The 13683-nt window shown below is 75.1% G+C and carries 11 protein-coding genes and 1 pseudogene; 3 read left to right on the plus strand and 9 right to left on the minus strand.

Annotated elements, in window-relative coordinates; all coding sequences use genetic code 11:
- On the minus strand, nucleotides 1-705 hold a 705-nt coding region (locus F2B26_RS09860), incomplete at its 3' end, for a DUF4118 domain-containing protein (protein ID WP_159808856.1).
- Nucleotides 706-709: 4 nt separating this feature from the next.
- Nucleotides 710-2644 (minus strand): APC family permease, encoded by a 1935-nt coding sequence (locus F2B26_RS09865; protein ID WP_201292686.1) that lies wholly within the window; start codon nucleotides 2642-2644, stop codon nucleotides 710-712.
- A 174-nt stretch (nucleotides 2645-2818) separates the two neighbouring features.
- Between F2B26_RS09865 and F2B26_RS09870 the strand changes: the two genes are divergently transcribed.
- Entirely contained in the window at nucleotides 2819-4147 is a 1329-nt protein-coding gene (locus tag F2B26_RS09870; RefSeq protein WP_159808858.1) for an aspartate aminotransferase family protein, read from the plus strand.
- Between the two features lie 7 nt (nucleotides 4148-4154).
- On the opposite strand, the gene F2B26_RS09875 is transcribed toward F2B26_RS09870, so the two are convergent.
- Together F2B26_RS09875 and F2B26_RS09880 are read right to left on the minus strand one after the other, a co-directional pair.
- Nucleotides 4155-4823, minus strand: a complete 669-nt coding sequence (locus F2B26_RS09875; RefSeq protein ID WP_159808860.1) for a rhomboid-like protein — start codon at nucleotides 4821-4823, stop codon at nucleotides 4155-4157.
- Between the two features lie 9 nt (nucleotides 4824-4832).
- Nucleotides 4833-5336, minus strand: coding sequence for a hypothetical protein (locus F2B26_RS09880; RefSeq protein ID WP_159808862.1), 504 nt, complete (start codon nucleotides 5334-5336; stop codon nucleotides 4833-4835).
- 435 nt (nucleotides 5337-5771) lie between these two features.
- On the opposite strand from F2B26_RS09880, the gene F2B26_RS09885 reads away from it, so the two are divergent.
- On the plus strand, nucleotides 5772-10343 hold the full coding sequence (locus F2B26_RS09885) for a PDDEXK-like endonuclease domain-containing protein (RefSeq protein ID WP_235929593.1): 4572 nt from the start codon (nucleotides 5772-5774) through the stop codon (nucleotides 10341-10343).
- A gap of 122 nt (nucleotides 10344-10465) precedes the next feature.
- Here F2B26_RS09885 and F2B26_RS09890 read toward each other — a convergent pair whose 3' ends face one another.
- The 5 genes from F2B26_RS09890 to F2B26_RS09910 all read right to left on the minus strand — a co-directional run bounded on the left by F2B26_RS09890 (nucleotide 10466) and on the right by F2B26_RS09910 (nucleotide 13340).
- Nucleotides 10466-10741: a hypothetical protein gene (locus F2B26_RS09890; RefSeq protein ID WP_159808866.1), complete on the minus strand. Its 276-nt coding sequence runs from the start codon at nucleotides 10739-10741 to the stop codon at nucleotides 10466-10468.
- Between the two features lie 31 nt (nucleotides 10742-10772).
- Nucleotides 10773-11198, minus strand: a complete 426-nt coding sequence (mscL, locus tag F2B26_RS09895) for a large conductance mechanosensitive channel protein MscL (protein ID WP_235929594.1) — start codon at nucleotides 11196-11198, stop codon at nucleotides 10773-10775.
- A gap of 40 nt (nucleotides 11199-11238) precedes the next feature.
- A complete protein-coding gene (locus F2B26_RS09900) occupies nucleotides 11239-12021 on the minus strand; it encodes a CpaB family protein (protein ID WP_159808868.1) in 783 nt (260 codons plus the stop codon).
- 154 nt (nucleotides 12022-12175) lie between these two features.
- On the minus strand, nucleotides 12176-12517 hold the full coding sequence (locus tag F2B26_RS09905) for an FmdB family zinc ribbon protein (protein WP_159808870.1): 342 nt from the start codon (nucleotides 12515-12517) through the stop codon (nucleotides 12176-12178).
- 154 nt (nucleotides 12518-12671) lie between these two features.
- Entirely contained in the window at nucleotides 12672-13340 is a 669-nt protein-coding gene (locus F2B26_RS09910; RefSeq protein ID WP_159808872.1) for a 5-formyltetrahydrofolate cyclo-ligase, read from the minus strand.
- A 59-nt stretch (nucleotides 13341-13399) separates the two neighbouring features.
- Between F2B26_RS09910 and F2B26_RS09915 the strand changes: the two are divergent.
- A pseudogene (locus F2B26_RS09915) lies at nucleotides 13400-13683 on the plus strand (molybdopterin molybdotransferase MoeA); the annotation flags it as partial.

The raw sequence follows: 13683 nt of genomic DNA on the forward strand, positions 1-13683 counted from the left end.
CGCACCGTGCGCGCGTGCGGCGGCCCCGGCCAGCGACGTGAGCAGCCGCCGGTCGGCGCCGAACGGCTCGGGGCCCCAGGCGAGCAGGTCGAGCTCGTCGTCGGCGCGCAGCGTGAGCACGGGAGGGCCGTCGCCGGGGTCGCCGACGGTCTCGATGACGTGGTCGGGGTGACCGGCCTCGACGAGCGCGACGGCGTTCATCACGAGCAGCTCGCGCACCTGGGTGAGCACGGCGGCGACGGTCTGCTCGGCCACCGGCTCGGCGGACATCCGGGCGATGAGCCGGGACTCGTAGGCCGAGCGCGCGGCCCGGGTCTGCTCCCGGGCCGCGACGTGCACCGAGACCGCCACCACTGCTGCGACCAGCAGGAACGCGGTGAGCTCGAGGAGCGAGTCGCGCCGGGCGACGCTGAAGGTGTGCGCCGGTTCGGCGAAGAACCAGTTGGCCAGGCCGAAGGTGACGACCGCACCGAGCAGCGCCGGCTCGACGCCGCCGACCGCCGCCGCGGCCACCACGACGAGCAGGTAGAGCAGCAGCACGGCACCGAGCGCGAGCCCGCGTCCGACGAGCACGGCGGTGAGCGCGGGGGCGCCGACGGCCACGACGAGCAGCCCGGCCAGCCGTCGTCCCCGGCTCAGCCGCAGCCCGGTCCGGGGCAGCCCGGCCGACGGCGCAGGCAGCCCTGCCGCATCGGCCGCACCCATGCGGTCAGACTGTCACACGCTCCGGGGTCGCGACGGCCGCCGCCCCCTCGGTGTCCCCGCCGATCCACGGCACGGACGTCATCATGACGCCGGGGGTGTAGAGCAGCCGGGCCTTGAGCCGCAGCGCGGTCTGGTTGTGCAGCACCTGCTGCCACCAGTGCTCGACGACGTACTCGGGCACGAACACCACGACGATGTCGCGCGGGCTGTCCCGGCGGATGCGGCTCACGTACTCCAGTGCGGGCCGGGTGGTGTCCCGGTAGCGCGAGTCGAGCACGGTGAGCGGGACGGGGATGTCGCGGGCGTCCCAGTCGTGCAGCAGCCGGTCGCTCTCGGCGGGGTTGGAGCGCACGTTGAGCGCGACGAGCGTCGAGGGCCGGGTGGCCCGGGCGAACGCGAGGGCCCGCAGCGTGGGGGCGTTGAGCCGGGAGACGAGCACCACGCCGTGCACCCGGCTGGGCAGCGGCACGCCGCCGGCGGCGGGGGTGGTCTCGGTGTCGACCCGGTCGTAGTGCCGCCGGATGGCGAGCATGAGCCAGAACGTGGCGGGCATCGCGATGACGACGATCCAGGCGCCGTGCGTGAACTTGGTCGCGAGCACGATGACGAGCACGAGCGCGGTCACCGCGGCGCCGAGCCCGTTGATGAGCCGCTTGCGGTGCAGCGAGGCCCGGGCCCGGGACTCGGCGGTGCGGGTGAGCTCGTCGGTCCAGTGCCGCACCATGCCGGCCTGGCTCAGGGTGAAGGAGACGAACACCCCGAGGATGTACAGCTGGATGAGCCGCGTGGTGGAGGCGTCGAACAGCACGACGAGCAGGATCGCGAGCGTGGCCAGGATGATGATCCCGTTGGAGAACACGAGCCGGTCGCCGCGGCGGGCGAGCTGACGGCCGAGGAACCCGTCCTCCCCGAGGATCGAGGCGAGGATCGGGAACCCGTTGAACGCCGTGTTGGCGGCCAGCACGAGGATGGCCGCGGTGAACACCTGCACCACGTAGAACCCGAACGAGGCGTTGCCGAACACGGCGGCGGACAGCTGGGCGATCACGGTGATCTGGTCCGGGTGCGTGGCGGGGTCGCCCATCCGCACCCCGGTGATCATGGCCAGCGCGGTGATCCCGACGAACATGGCGATGGTGAGCACGGCCATGGCGGTGAGCGTCGCGGCGGCGTTGCGCGACTTGGGCACCCGGAAGCTGGGCACCCCGTTGCTCACGGCCTCGACCCCGGTGAGCGCGGTGCAGCCGGAGGCGAAGGCGCGCAGCGCGAGCGCGACGACGAGCAGCGGGGACAGCGTGGACGTCGCCGCCAGCGGCAGCCCGGCCGAGGACGCGACCGGCGGGTGGCCGAGCGCGGTGCGCACCAGCCCGACGCCGATCATGACGAACACGCTGGCCACGAACCCGTAGGTGGGGATGGCGAACGCGGTGCCGGACTCCTTGACGCCGCGCAGGTTGACCAGCGCGAGCGCGACGATGAGCCCGACGCACAGCGCGACGGCGTGCGGGGCGAGCTCGGGCACGGCGGCCACGATGTTGGCGACGCCGGCCGCGACCGAGACGGCGACGGTGAGCACGTAGTCGACGAGCAGGGCGCTCGCGGCCACGAGCGCCGCGTTGCGTCCCAGGTTGGCCTTGCTCACGGCGTACGCCCCGCCGCCGCCGGGGTAGGCGTGGCAGGTCTGCCGGTAGGACGCGACGACGACAACGAGCAGCGTGATGACCGCCAGCGCGATCCAGGGCGTCATGGTGAGCATCGCCAGCCCGCCGGTGCCGAGCACGAGCAGGATCTCCTCGGTGGCGTACGCGTTGGACGACAGCGGGTCGGAGCAGAACACCGGCAGCGCGAGCCGTTTGGGCAGCAGGGTCTCGCCCATCTGCTCGTTGGACAGCGGGCTGCCGAGCAGCAGGCGCTTGGGTGCGGACATCAACGACGACATGGCGCCAGTGTTCGGTCGGCCGCGGTGGGGGATCCGGGATCTTGACGCCGTCCTGACGCCGGACGCCCGATCTTGACGGGATCTTGATGCCGCCCCGGGGGCCGGTCCGGGTGCGCCAGGGTCGCCGTGCGGACGTCCGGCGCGTCGGCCACGGCGCGGTCCTACGGTGCTGCCATGAGCGCGAGCGCCGCCCCCCGTCAGTCCAGCTCCGACGAGGTCTGGGCCGACGCCCGGGCCCACCTGCTGCGCTACGGCGGCGCGTTCTCCCCGCAGATCATCGCCTCGGCGGCCGGGTCGTGGGTGACGACGGAGTCCGGGCACCGGCTGCTGGACTTCACGTCGGGCCAGATGAGCGCCGTGCTGGGGCATGCGCACCCGGACGTCGTGGCCACCGTGCAGCGGCAGGCCGCGACGCTCGACCACCTGTTCTCCGGGATGCTGTCGCGGCCCGTCGTCGAGCTCGCCACCCGGCTGGCGGCCTCGCTGCCGGACCCGCTCGACAAGGTGCTGCTGCTGTCCACCGGCGCCGAGTCGAACGAGGCGGCGATCCGGCTCGCCAAGCTCGTCACCGGTCGGTTCGAGGTGGTCTCGTTCGCCGGTTCCTGGCACGGCATGACGGGCGCGGCCGCGGCGGCCACCTACTCCTCGGGCCGCAAGGGCTACGGCCCGGCGGCCCCCGGCAACATCGCCATCCCGACGCCCAACACCTACCGGCCCGATGTGCTCGGCCCGGACGGTGAGCTGGACTGGCGCCGTCAGCTGGACAACGCGTTCGCCCTGGTCGACGCGCAGTCCGTCGGCTCGCTCGCGGCATGCCTGGTCGAACCGGTGCTGTCCAGCGCGGGCATCGTCGTGCCGCCGCACGGGTACCTCGCGGCGCTCGCGGCCAAGTGCCGCGAGCGCGGCATGCTGCTCATCCTCGACGAGGCGCAGACCGGCCTCGGGCGCACGGGGGACATGTACGCGTTCGAGCGCGAGGGTGTGGTGCCGGACATCCTCACGCTGTCCAAGACCCTGGGTGCCGGGCTGCCGCTGTCGGCGGTCGTGACGAGCAGCGAGATCGAGGCGCGGGCCGCCGAGCGGGGCTTCCTCTTCTACACGACGCACGTGTCCGACCCGCTGGTCGCCGCCGTCGGCTGCACCGTGCTCGACGTGGTGGAGCGCGACGGGCTGGTGGCCCGGGCCGGTGAGCTCGGCGCCCGGCTGCACGCGGGTCTGCGCGCGATCGGCGAGCGGCACGAGGTGGTGGGTGACGTACGCGGCCGTGGGCTGCTGCAGGGCCTGGAGCTCGTGCTCGACCGCACGACCAAGGCCCCCGCCGATGCGCTCGGTGCCCAGATCACCGCGCGCTGCTTCGACCTGGGCCTGCACATGAATGTCGTGCAGATGCCGGGCTGGGGCGGCACCTTCCGGATCGCCCCGCCGCTGACGGCGTCCGACGCCGAGATCGACCTCGGGCTCGAGATGCTCGACCAGGCGATCGGCGAGGTCACCGCCGGCTGACGGGCCTTCAGGCCACCGTCCCGGACAGGGGTGGTTCCACCCGCAGCCGCGGGCGGGTGAACCGGACGCAGCAGAACCCGATCGCCAGCGCCGTGACGTGGCCGATCGAGGTGAAGGTGATCCCGTCGGCCGCGAACGGCACGAGGTAGACCAGGCACATCACGAGCGCGTACGGCCAGCGCCAGCGCCGCGGCAGCAGGTAGGTCGCCACGCCCTGCACACCGGCCAGGGCGTACGAGACCCCGTAGTCCAGCGCGTGCGCGACGACCGGGGACGCCCAGCCGGACCGGATGCCGAGCGCGACGAACCCCTGGCTCACGTAGGTGGCCAGCACGTGCGCGCCCAGGGCGACGGTGAGCCAGCGTCGCGTGCCGATCCGGCGTTCGACGGGGGCGTGGAACACCAGGTAGAGCACCGCGTAGCCGAACCAGGTGCCGCCGTCGAACACCATGAGCGAGGTGATGAGCACCCGGATCGGGTCGTGCGCCAGGTTCGCCAGGTTGGTGGACCGGTGGCCGAGCACGCGGTCCAGGTGCTCCGGTGACATCCGGCTCGTCGTGATGGCGGTGATCGCCAGGATCCCCAGCCACACCATGGTGCCCGGTGCGTGCCGGACGAGGTCGACGAGCTCGGCGGCGAGGCGGCGTGGTCGCAGCGCGTCGGGGACGGTCGGCACCCGGACGGTCTACCACCCGACGGCGGTCGGCGCGTGCGCTGCCGCGCCCATCCGTCGGGCGCGCGCGGCGAGCACGAGACGCTGGGCGCCCAGCGTGACGGCCAGGTAGAGCACGAGGGTGTCGGCGCCGAGCCCGGCGGCCGCAGGGTCGACGCGGGCCGCGAGGTGGTCGACCCCCAGGTGCAGCCCCGTCGGCACGAGCCACAGCGCCACGCTCGCGGCCGTCCCGGCGCGCCAGAACCGGCCGTCGGCGTCGCGCCACAGGCGCATGAGCCCGGCGCGGACGGCGCCGAACGCCGCCGCGGCGACGATCGAGGCGCCGATGAGCAGTGCGGCGGCGGTGCCGACCCGGGCCGCCTGCGGGTCCTGCGAGATCTGCAGGAGCCCGACCGCGGTGAGGATGACGAGCGAGGTCGCGGACCGCTGCGGGTCGAAGGGGCGGGTCGTGGTCTGTCGCCACAGGAGCCACCCGAGCAGGAGGAGCCCGAGTGCGAGGTTGGCTGCTGTCGTCATGGCTCGAGCCTGCGCCGGGACGTGCGTCGTGGACCACGACGGATGCACCCGGTCGGGCCTGACAGATGTCATGGGCGGTGCTCGCCGCGGCGGCAGACGGCCGGCGGCGACCCCGGTCGGGGGTCCGGACCAGGGCTCCGGCGCTGTCCTCAGTTCAGGGTTCGTGGTGTCGGCTGAACGGGTGACCGGCCGGTTTGACCCACGGGCGATCCTGTATCAGACTTACACCCGACGGTGCGCATCGCCTGCCCCCTGCGCGGTGCGCACCGTCTTTCAACTCTCTTCGTCGTCGAAGAACGCGCCCGCGGCCCTCAGGTCCGCGGGCGTTGGTGCGTCTGGCCCCGCCCACCCGGCCCGGTGAAACCAGCAGGCCCGATCGGCACCGCACGGCGTGCCCCCCGGGCGCCGGGAGAACCCCGGGTTAGCGTGGCCGACGTGACCGTCCCAGCCCGTACACCCGGCACCGGGGAGCAGACGCAGGCCGCGGCACCCGATGTCGCCCTCGTCGCACCGCCCTCCCGTACCGAGCTGGTCGACGGCGCCGTCGCCACCTGGCGGGCGGCGCTGGTCGCCGAGGCCGGTGGTTCCGCCCGCAGCGACATCGACCTGCTCGCCGAGGCCGCGCTCGACCTGTCGGCCGCGCACCCGTCGGGCATGGCCCAGCTGTTCGCGGGCCGCCCCACCCGCCTGTCCAACCTGGTCCGGGAGGGCGCCGCGCTGTCCACCGCGCGCCGTCGGGCCCGCGCCGTGGCCGCACGTGCCGCGGTGAGCACCCAGCGGTACGGGGTCGCCCCCACGTCGCTCGCCATCGGTGTGGCGACCTGGACCGAACCCACCTGGCCGGACGTCGCGCACGACGACGTCGCCGCGCTCGCCGCCGCCACATCGCACCGGCCGGGCGACCGCGACGAGCCCGCCGACGAGCTGCCCGGTGCCCGCACCATGCGGGTGCCGGTGCTGCTGCGGCCGGTCACCCTGAGCGCCCGCGGCTCGGCCGAGAGCGACTACGAGCTCACCCTCGAACCCGAGGTGCAGGTGAACCCGGTGCTGGTCCGGGCGCTGCGCAGCCGCGGTGCGCTGCTCGACCCGGTCGCGCTGGCCGAGGGCACCTACGCCGACGGCGGGTTCGACCCGCGGCCGGCCCTGGCCCGGCTCGCCTCGCTCGGCGAGGCGGTGCTCGCCGACTTCGAGCTGGTGGACCGCCGGGTCGTCGGCGCGTTCGTGCACCCCGGTCAGGCCCTGGTGGACGACCTGGACGCCCTGGCCGCCTCGCTCACCGACCACGAGCTGGTCGCCGCGCTCGCCGGGGACGAGCCGGCCCGCGCCGCGCTCGCCGTCGAGCTGCCCGCCCCGGTGCTCACCGACCGCGACCCCGCGGCCGAACGGGGCGTCGGCGACCTGGACGCCGCCCAGCGCCACGTGCTCGATGCGGTCGAGACCGGCGCCCACCTGTTCGTCGACGCGCCGGCCGGCTCCGACGTCACCGGGACGCTCGCGGCCGTCGTGGCGCACGCCGCCGCGGCGGGGCTCACGGTGCTCTACGTGCCGGGCAGCCGCGGTGGGGCGCTCGCGCTCGCCGAACGGCTGACCGCCCTGGGCCTGGGTGACCTGGTGCTCGACGTGCCGCCCGAGGCCGGCTGGCGCCAGACGGTGGCGCGCCGGCTGCTCGGTGCGATGACCCTCGACGCCCCCGTCGTGGACCCGGACGACCGGCGGCGGCTGCACGAGCAGGTCGGTGAGCTGCGGGACCAGCTCGCGGCCTACGTGCAGGCGCTGCACACCCCGCGCGCGCCCTGGGACGTCTCCGCGTACGACGCGTTGCAGCAGCTCGCCCGGCTCACCGCGCAGCGGCCGACCCCGCGCACCACGGCCCGGCTCACGCCCGATGCGGCCCGGGTGCTGGACGAGCAGCGGCGCGCCGAGCTGGGCGCCGACCTGCGTCGTGCCGGCGAGCTCGGGGCGTTCACGCTGCGGCCGCAGGACACGCCGTGGTTCGGCGCCGACCTGCGCACCGACGCCGATGCGACGGTAGCGCTGCGCCGGGTCGAGCGCCTGGTCACGAGCACGTTGCCGACCCTGGTCGCCCGCGCCCGCCAGGTCGCCGAGGAGACCGGTCTGACCCCCGCGGCGAGCCTGGGCGCCTGGGCGGACCAGATCGCGATGCTCTCGGCCGTGCGGGCCTCGCTCGACCTGTTCAGCCCGATCGTCTTCGAGCGCAGCCCGTCGGACATGGTGGCGGCCACCGCGACCAAGGCCTGGCGCGCCGAGCACGGCGTCGAGATGGGCTTCTGGGTGCGGCGTCGGCTGCGCAAGCAGGCCCACGACATGCTGCGTCCGGGCCGCCCGGTGGCCGATCTGCACGCCGCGCTGCTCGACGTCCAGGTCCGCCGGGAGACGTGGCGGGCGCACTGCCCGGCCGGTGGCTGGCCGCGGCTGCCGGACAGCTTCGAGCTGATCGAGGCCGACTACGCGGCCGTCCGGGCCGATGTCGAGGGACTGGAGGCCGTGCTGCCGCAGGTCGGTGCGCGGCTGTCGGCGCTCCCGCTGGACGAGCTCGCCGTCCGGCTGCGTCGGCTGGCCGACTCGGCCGCCTCGCTCACCGGTCTGCCCGAGCGCACCATGCTGCTGTCGAGGGCGCAGGTGTGCGGCCTCGAACCCCTGGTCGCCGACCTCAACCGGCGCCGGGTGCCGGCCGAGCTGGCTCCCGCCGAGCTGGAGCTGGCCTGGTGGAGCACGGTCTTCGAGCAGATCCTGGCCGCCGACCCGGCGCTGGCCGGCTACGACGGCACCGCGCTCGAGGCCTTGTCCGCGCGGTTCGCCGCGGCCGACCGCGAGCACGTCGAGTCGTTGCCGCCCGTCGTGCTCGGCGAGGTGGTGCAGGGGCTGCAGGGCCGGCTGCGGCACTTCCGCGAGCAGAGCGAGGCGTTCTTCGTCGAGCTCGTCGAGGAGAACCTGGTCTCCGTCCGGGACACCGCCCAGCGGTACCCCGATGTGGCCCGTCACCTGCGTCCGGTGCTCGCAGTGAGCCCGATGCTCGTGCCGCAGGTCGCCCCGCCGGTGCGTCAGGTCGACCTCGTCGTGCTCGACGCCGCCGGGCACCTGCCCACCCAGATGGCGGTCCCGGCCCTGGCCCGTGGTCGCCAGGTGGTGGTCGTAGGGGATGCGCGGTGCGCGTCGTCGACGGCCGTGCGCGAGCTCGCCGAGATCCTGCCGACGGTGGCCCTCACGGCTGACGGCGCCCGTCGCGACCCGTACCTCACGGCGTTCCTCGCCCAGCACGGGTACGCGGGTGTGCTGCGGCCGGTGCCGCTGCCGGACGCCTCCCCGCTGGTCCACCTGCACGAGGTGGACGGCACCGGGATGCCGGATGCGGCCGCCGGGCTGGTGGACTCCACCCGCGCCGAGGTCGACCAGGTGGTCGAGCTCGTGCTCGAGCATGCGCTCACCCGCCCGGACGAGTCGCTGGCCGTCGTCACCGTGACCGCCCGGCACGCCGATGCCGTGCGCGACGCGGTGCTGTCCGAGGTGCGCGGCGCCCCTGCCCTGGCTGCGTTCTTCGACTCGGGTCGGCCCGAACCGTTCGTCGTCGTCGACCTGCCCAACGTGGCCGGGCTGCGCCGCGAGGCTGTCGTGCTCTCGCTCGGCCTGGGGCGCACGCCGCACCGCCGGGTGCTGCACTCGTTCGGCCCGTTGTCCGGGCCGGGCGGCGATGCGCTGCTGCTGGACGCGCTCGGCTCGGTGCGGCACCGGCTCGACGTGGTGGCCTGCTTCGGCGCCGAGGACCTGGACCCCGAGCGGCTGCGTGGGCCTGGGCCCCGGCTGCTCGCCGACCTGCTCGACTTCGCCCGTCGGCGCGGTGCCGGCCAGACCCAGGTCGCGGCGGCCAACGTCGGCGACGACGCGGGCGCCCCGACGCTCGACGCCGACCGGCTGCTGCTCGACGTGGCCGAGCGGCTGTGGCGGCACGGCCTCAACGTCGAGCTGGACCATGGGCTGCCCGGCGGGGTGCGCATCCCGATGGTGGTGGGCCACCCGGCGATGCCGGACAGGTTCGTCGTGGCCGTGCTCACCGATGACGACGCCTACGTCACCGAGCCCTCGATCCGGGCCCGGGACCGGCTGGTCGCCGACCGGTTGGCCGCGCTGGGCTGGTCCGTCGTGCGGATCTGGTCCGTGGCGGCGTTCCTCGACCCGCAGGCCGAGGTGGACCGGGTGCGCCGCGCGGTGCACGCCCAGCTCCCGCCGCAGCTCGACATGCCGGTCACCCGGCCGATCCCGGTGCTCACCGAGAACCTCACCCCGGCCCAGGGCGTGGCTGCCGCGGTCGACGAGCCGGTGGCGGACGCGACGCCGGACGTGGACGACGTCGCTGCCGTGGACGGCGCCCCCGGCACGGTCACGGTCTCCGAGGTCGTCGCCCCGACGGTCGCCGACCCGCAGGACGAGGTGAAGGCCCCGGCCGTCGAGGCCGAGGCCGCCGTCGACGGGATGGAGGCCCTGGTCGACGAGGTGACGTCCCTGGTCGACGAGGTGACGTCCCCGGCCGTCGAGGTCGTGGCCCCGCAGCCGGAGGTCGCCCCGGCGACCGCCACTGCCACCGCCGCATCGCTCGACCTCGACGTGCCCGGACCCGTCGCGCCGATCGTGGTGCCGACCGGCTCGAGGGCCCCGGTGACCGCCGAGACGCCAACGAGCCGGGTCGTCCCGGTCCCGGTGCCTGCGACGGTCGCCGCGCCCGCGCCCGCGCCGGACCCGGACCAGCCGTCGCCGCGTCAGCTCGCGCTCGCCGTGCCGGCTGTGCCGCGCCCCGACGTGCGGCAGGGGCTGCCGATCGGGGCGTACAGCGACGACCAGCTCGACGACCTCGTCGCCTGGATCCGTTCGGACGGTCAGGAACGCAGCCGGGACGAGCTCGCGGACGAGCTGCGGGCGGCGCTCGGCATCACGCGTCGAAGCCACCGGGTCGACACCGCGGTGCGTGCCGCCGTGGTCCGCGCCCTGGTCTGAACCGCCGACCGACCGCATCTGAGCCGCCGCGCTCGTCCGCTCCGGAGCCCCGCGCCCGTCCGGTCAGCGTTCGTCGCGGACCCCGGTCCGCCTCGCCGGTGTCCGCCTTGCGAGTGTCCGCCTCACCAGTGCGGGGGGACGTCCCGGCGCAGCCGGTCGTCGTTCGAGTCGGCCGTGCGTTCGCCCCACCCGACGTCACCGTCGTCGAGGCTGCGGACCGGCAGTGCGTGGTCGTCGTCGAGCGCGGGTGGCTGCGACGCCGGCGCGACGGTGCTGGGGGCCGGGGTCGTCGGAGCGGCCGGGACGACCGTGCGCAGCACCGACTCGTCGTGCCCGACGGTCCCGGGCGCACGGACGGCGCGGCGGGATCGGCGCGGTCGGCTGGCTGGCTGCTCCACCCGACGATCCTCGCACCGCCGCAGGGCGCTCCTACTCCTCGGCGAGCAGGTCGCGGATCTGGGTGAGCAGCAGGATCTCCTCCGACGGGGCCTGTGGTGCCTGCTCGACGGCGCGGGCGCGGCGGGCGCGCATCGTGTTGATCGGCAGCACGATGGCGAAGTACAGCGCCAGGGCGGTGATGAGGAAGGTGAGCACCGCCTGCAGCACGAGGCCGATCGAGATGGTCGCACCGTTGAGCGGGAACGTGAGCACCTCGGAGATGTCCGGCTTGCCGAAGAGCGCTGCGATGAGGGGGTTGATGACCCCGTCGGTGAGGGCCTTGACGATCGAGCCGAAGGCGGCGCCGATGATGACGCCGACGGCGAGGTCGATCGCGCTGCCCCGTGAGATGAACTCCTTGAACCCGTGCAGCAGCCCGCCGGTGGCCTTGACCCCGCGCTGGTACGTCTCGGACATGGCTCTCCTCGTCCCCGGCCGGCCCTCGCGACCGCGCGCATCATGGCACGACGACCGCGGTGAGGCCTCCCGAGGCAGCGGCGCCCGACAGCCCCGCGACCTCGTCGGGCAGCACCGCGAGCACGACGGTGGCGCTCGGGTCCGCCCCGCAGCCCAAGGCGCCGGCCCCCGCTGACGGGGCGGTCTGTTGCGGCAGCACGAGCGCCCGGTGCGCGAGCACCGCACCGTCACCGCCCAGGCCGTCGGAGCCGAGCACGTCGAGCCGGTCACCGGGGTGCAGCAGGGCGACGAGCGCCGCATCGGCCAGCCGGACCACGGCGACCACCGTCCCGTCCGGGCCGTGCAGGCCGCCGGCGAGCACACCCGGGACCAGCGGGCTGCGGGCGGGGACCGTGACGGCGAGCGTGCGGCCCACCAGCTCGGCGGGGGTGAGGTCGGCCTGGTCGGGGACCGCCTGCACGGGGACTGCGACCGTCATGAGGTCACGTGCGGCGAGGGTGGCGCCGGCCGCCAGCTCGTGGGAGGTCACCGTGAGCGTCGCGGTCCCGGTCGGTGCGGGTGCGATCACGGGCAGGGCTGCGGCGCAGGCCAGGGCGAGCAGGGTGGCCGCCGTCCACCACCGGGCACGCCAGACGAGGACCCGCAGCCGGACCCGCCAGCCGTGCGGCACGGGCGGCAGGGGAGGGGGCCGACGCCCCGGCTCGGGTGCCGGCCACGACGTCGCGCCGGGCCGGTCCGAGCGGCCCTGCCCGGGGTCCGAGCGGCCCTGCCCGGGGACGGCAGGAGTGAACGCGCGGTCGTGGGCGGGCGTCGACTGAGGCACGGCCGCGACGCTAGGCAGCGCGGTGCGGCCCTCGCGTCGGCGTGACGACCGGAGCGCGGCAGTCACGCACCCAGCGAGGCTGGGGACGGCTGGTCAGGGGCGCGGACGCCCCGGAGCCCGGCGCATCAGCCGCAGGGGCCCAGCCCTCGGGCGGTCAGGACGCGGCGGCCTTGCTGGTGGTGCTGCTCGTCGTGCTGGACGTGCTCGCGGGCGCCGGCGAGGAGGCGGGTGCCGACGTGGTGGACGACGACTCGCCCGAGCCCGAGGAGGAGCTGCTGCTCGACCCCGTGGACGCGGGCAGCGAGGCCGTCTTCGACCCGGAGCGCGCATCGGTCCGGTAGAAGCCGGAGCCCTTGAAGACGACGCCGACGGGTGAGAACACCTTGCGCAGCCGGCCCTCGCAGTTCGGGCAGACGGTCAGTGCGTCGTCGCTGAAGGACTGGTGCACGTCGAACGCGTGGTCGCAGACCGTGCAGCGGTAGGAGTAGGTCGGCACGTGAACGCTCCTGGTTCGCCGGTGGTGCGGTACGTCACCTCGTCCCGGGCACATCTGGTGCGCTCGCGGGGCTTGGCACTCGTAGGTTCCGAGTGCTAACGATACCCCCAGTGGCCGGCGGTGTCCCGACCCGGTCCGGCCGGCTCCCGCGGACCTACGCCGGTCCGGCGGACGAGACCTCGGCCGCCTGGTCCAGCGGCAGCCAGTACTGCGGGGTCGCGACCGCCTGCACACCGCGGTCGTGCGGCTGCGTCGGCAGCGGGTGGGTGAGCGCGTCGTAGACCTCGTGGGTGAACACGACGGCCACCGTGAGCGCGTCCGGGCGCACGAGCGGCAGCACCCGGTCGTACCAGCCGGCGCCCTGTCCCAGCCGCGCACCCGAGGTGTCCACCGCGAGCGCCGGCACCACGACGACGTCCGCCTCGGCCACCGCATGCGCCTCGAGCTCGGGGCCGGGAGGCTCGGGCGGCCGGCCGGGGGCCCGCACGACGAGCTCGTCCGACCCGGTGAACAGCGCCCAGCGCCGGCTCAGCCCCTCGCCGAGCACGGGCAGCAGCACGCGCACCCCGGCCGCCGCCAGGGCCTCGATGAGCGGACCGGTGGGCGGTTCGCCCGGCCGGGCGACGTAGGCGGCCACCGTCCGGGCGTGCTGCACGGCCGGGATGGTCTGCACCACGTGCGCGACGCCCTCGCCGGCGATGAGGTTCTGACGGGCGGTCCGACGCGCGCGCTCGGCCCGCAGCTCGGTGCGGAACCGCTGCTTGAGGTCGCCCGGCTCGTCGCCCTGCTGGGCGTGCGGATAGGGCGGTGCCTCGGAGGTCATGGGTCCAGTCTGCCCCGCGTCGTGCCGGTCGCAGCGGGGCGGACCGGCAGAATGCCCCCATGAGATCCGTCCAGGAGCACCTGGCGGCCGTGCTCGCCGCCTGCGGTCCGGTCGCCCCGCTCGACGTGGTGCTGCACGACGCGGCCGGCTGCGTGCTGGCTGCGGACGTCGTCGCGCCCGCCGATCTGCCGCCGTTCTCGGTGGCCGCGTGCGACGGGTACGCGCTCGCCTCCGTGGACGCCCAGGTGCCCGGCGTCGGCTCGCTGCCGGTGGTGCACGACGTGCGGCCCGGCACGGGTGGCCCGCTGCGGCTGGTCCCCGGGCAGGCGGTCCGGATCGCCTC

The organism is Cellulomonas citrea (genome assembly GCF_009829685.1).
Taxonomy (GTDB): Bacteria; Actinomycetota; Actinomycetes; order Actinomycetales; family Cellulomonadaceae; genus Cellulomonas; species Cellulomonas citrea.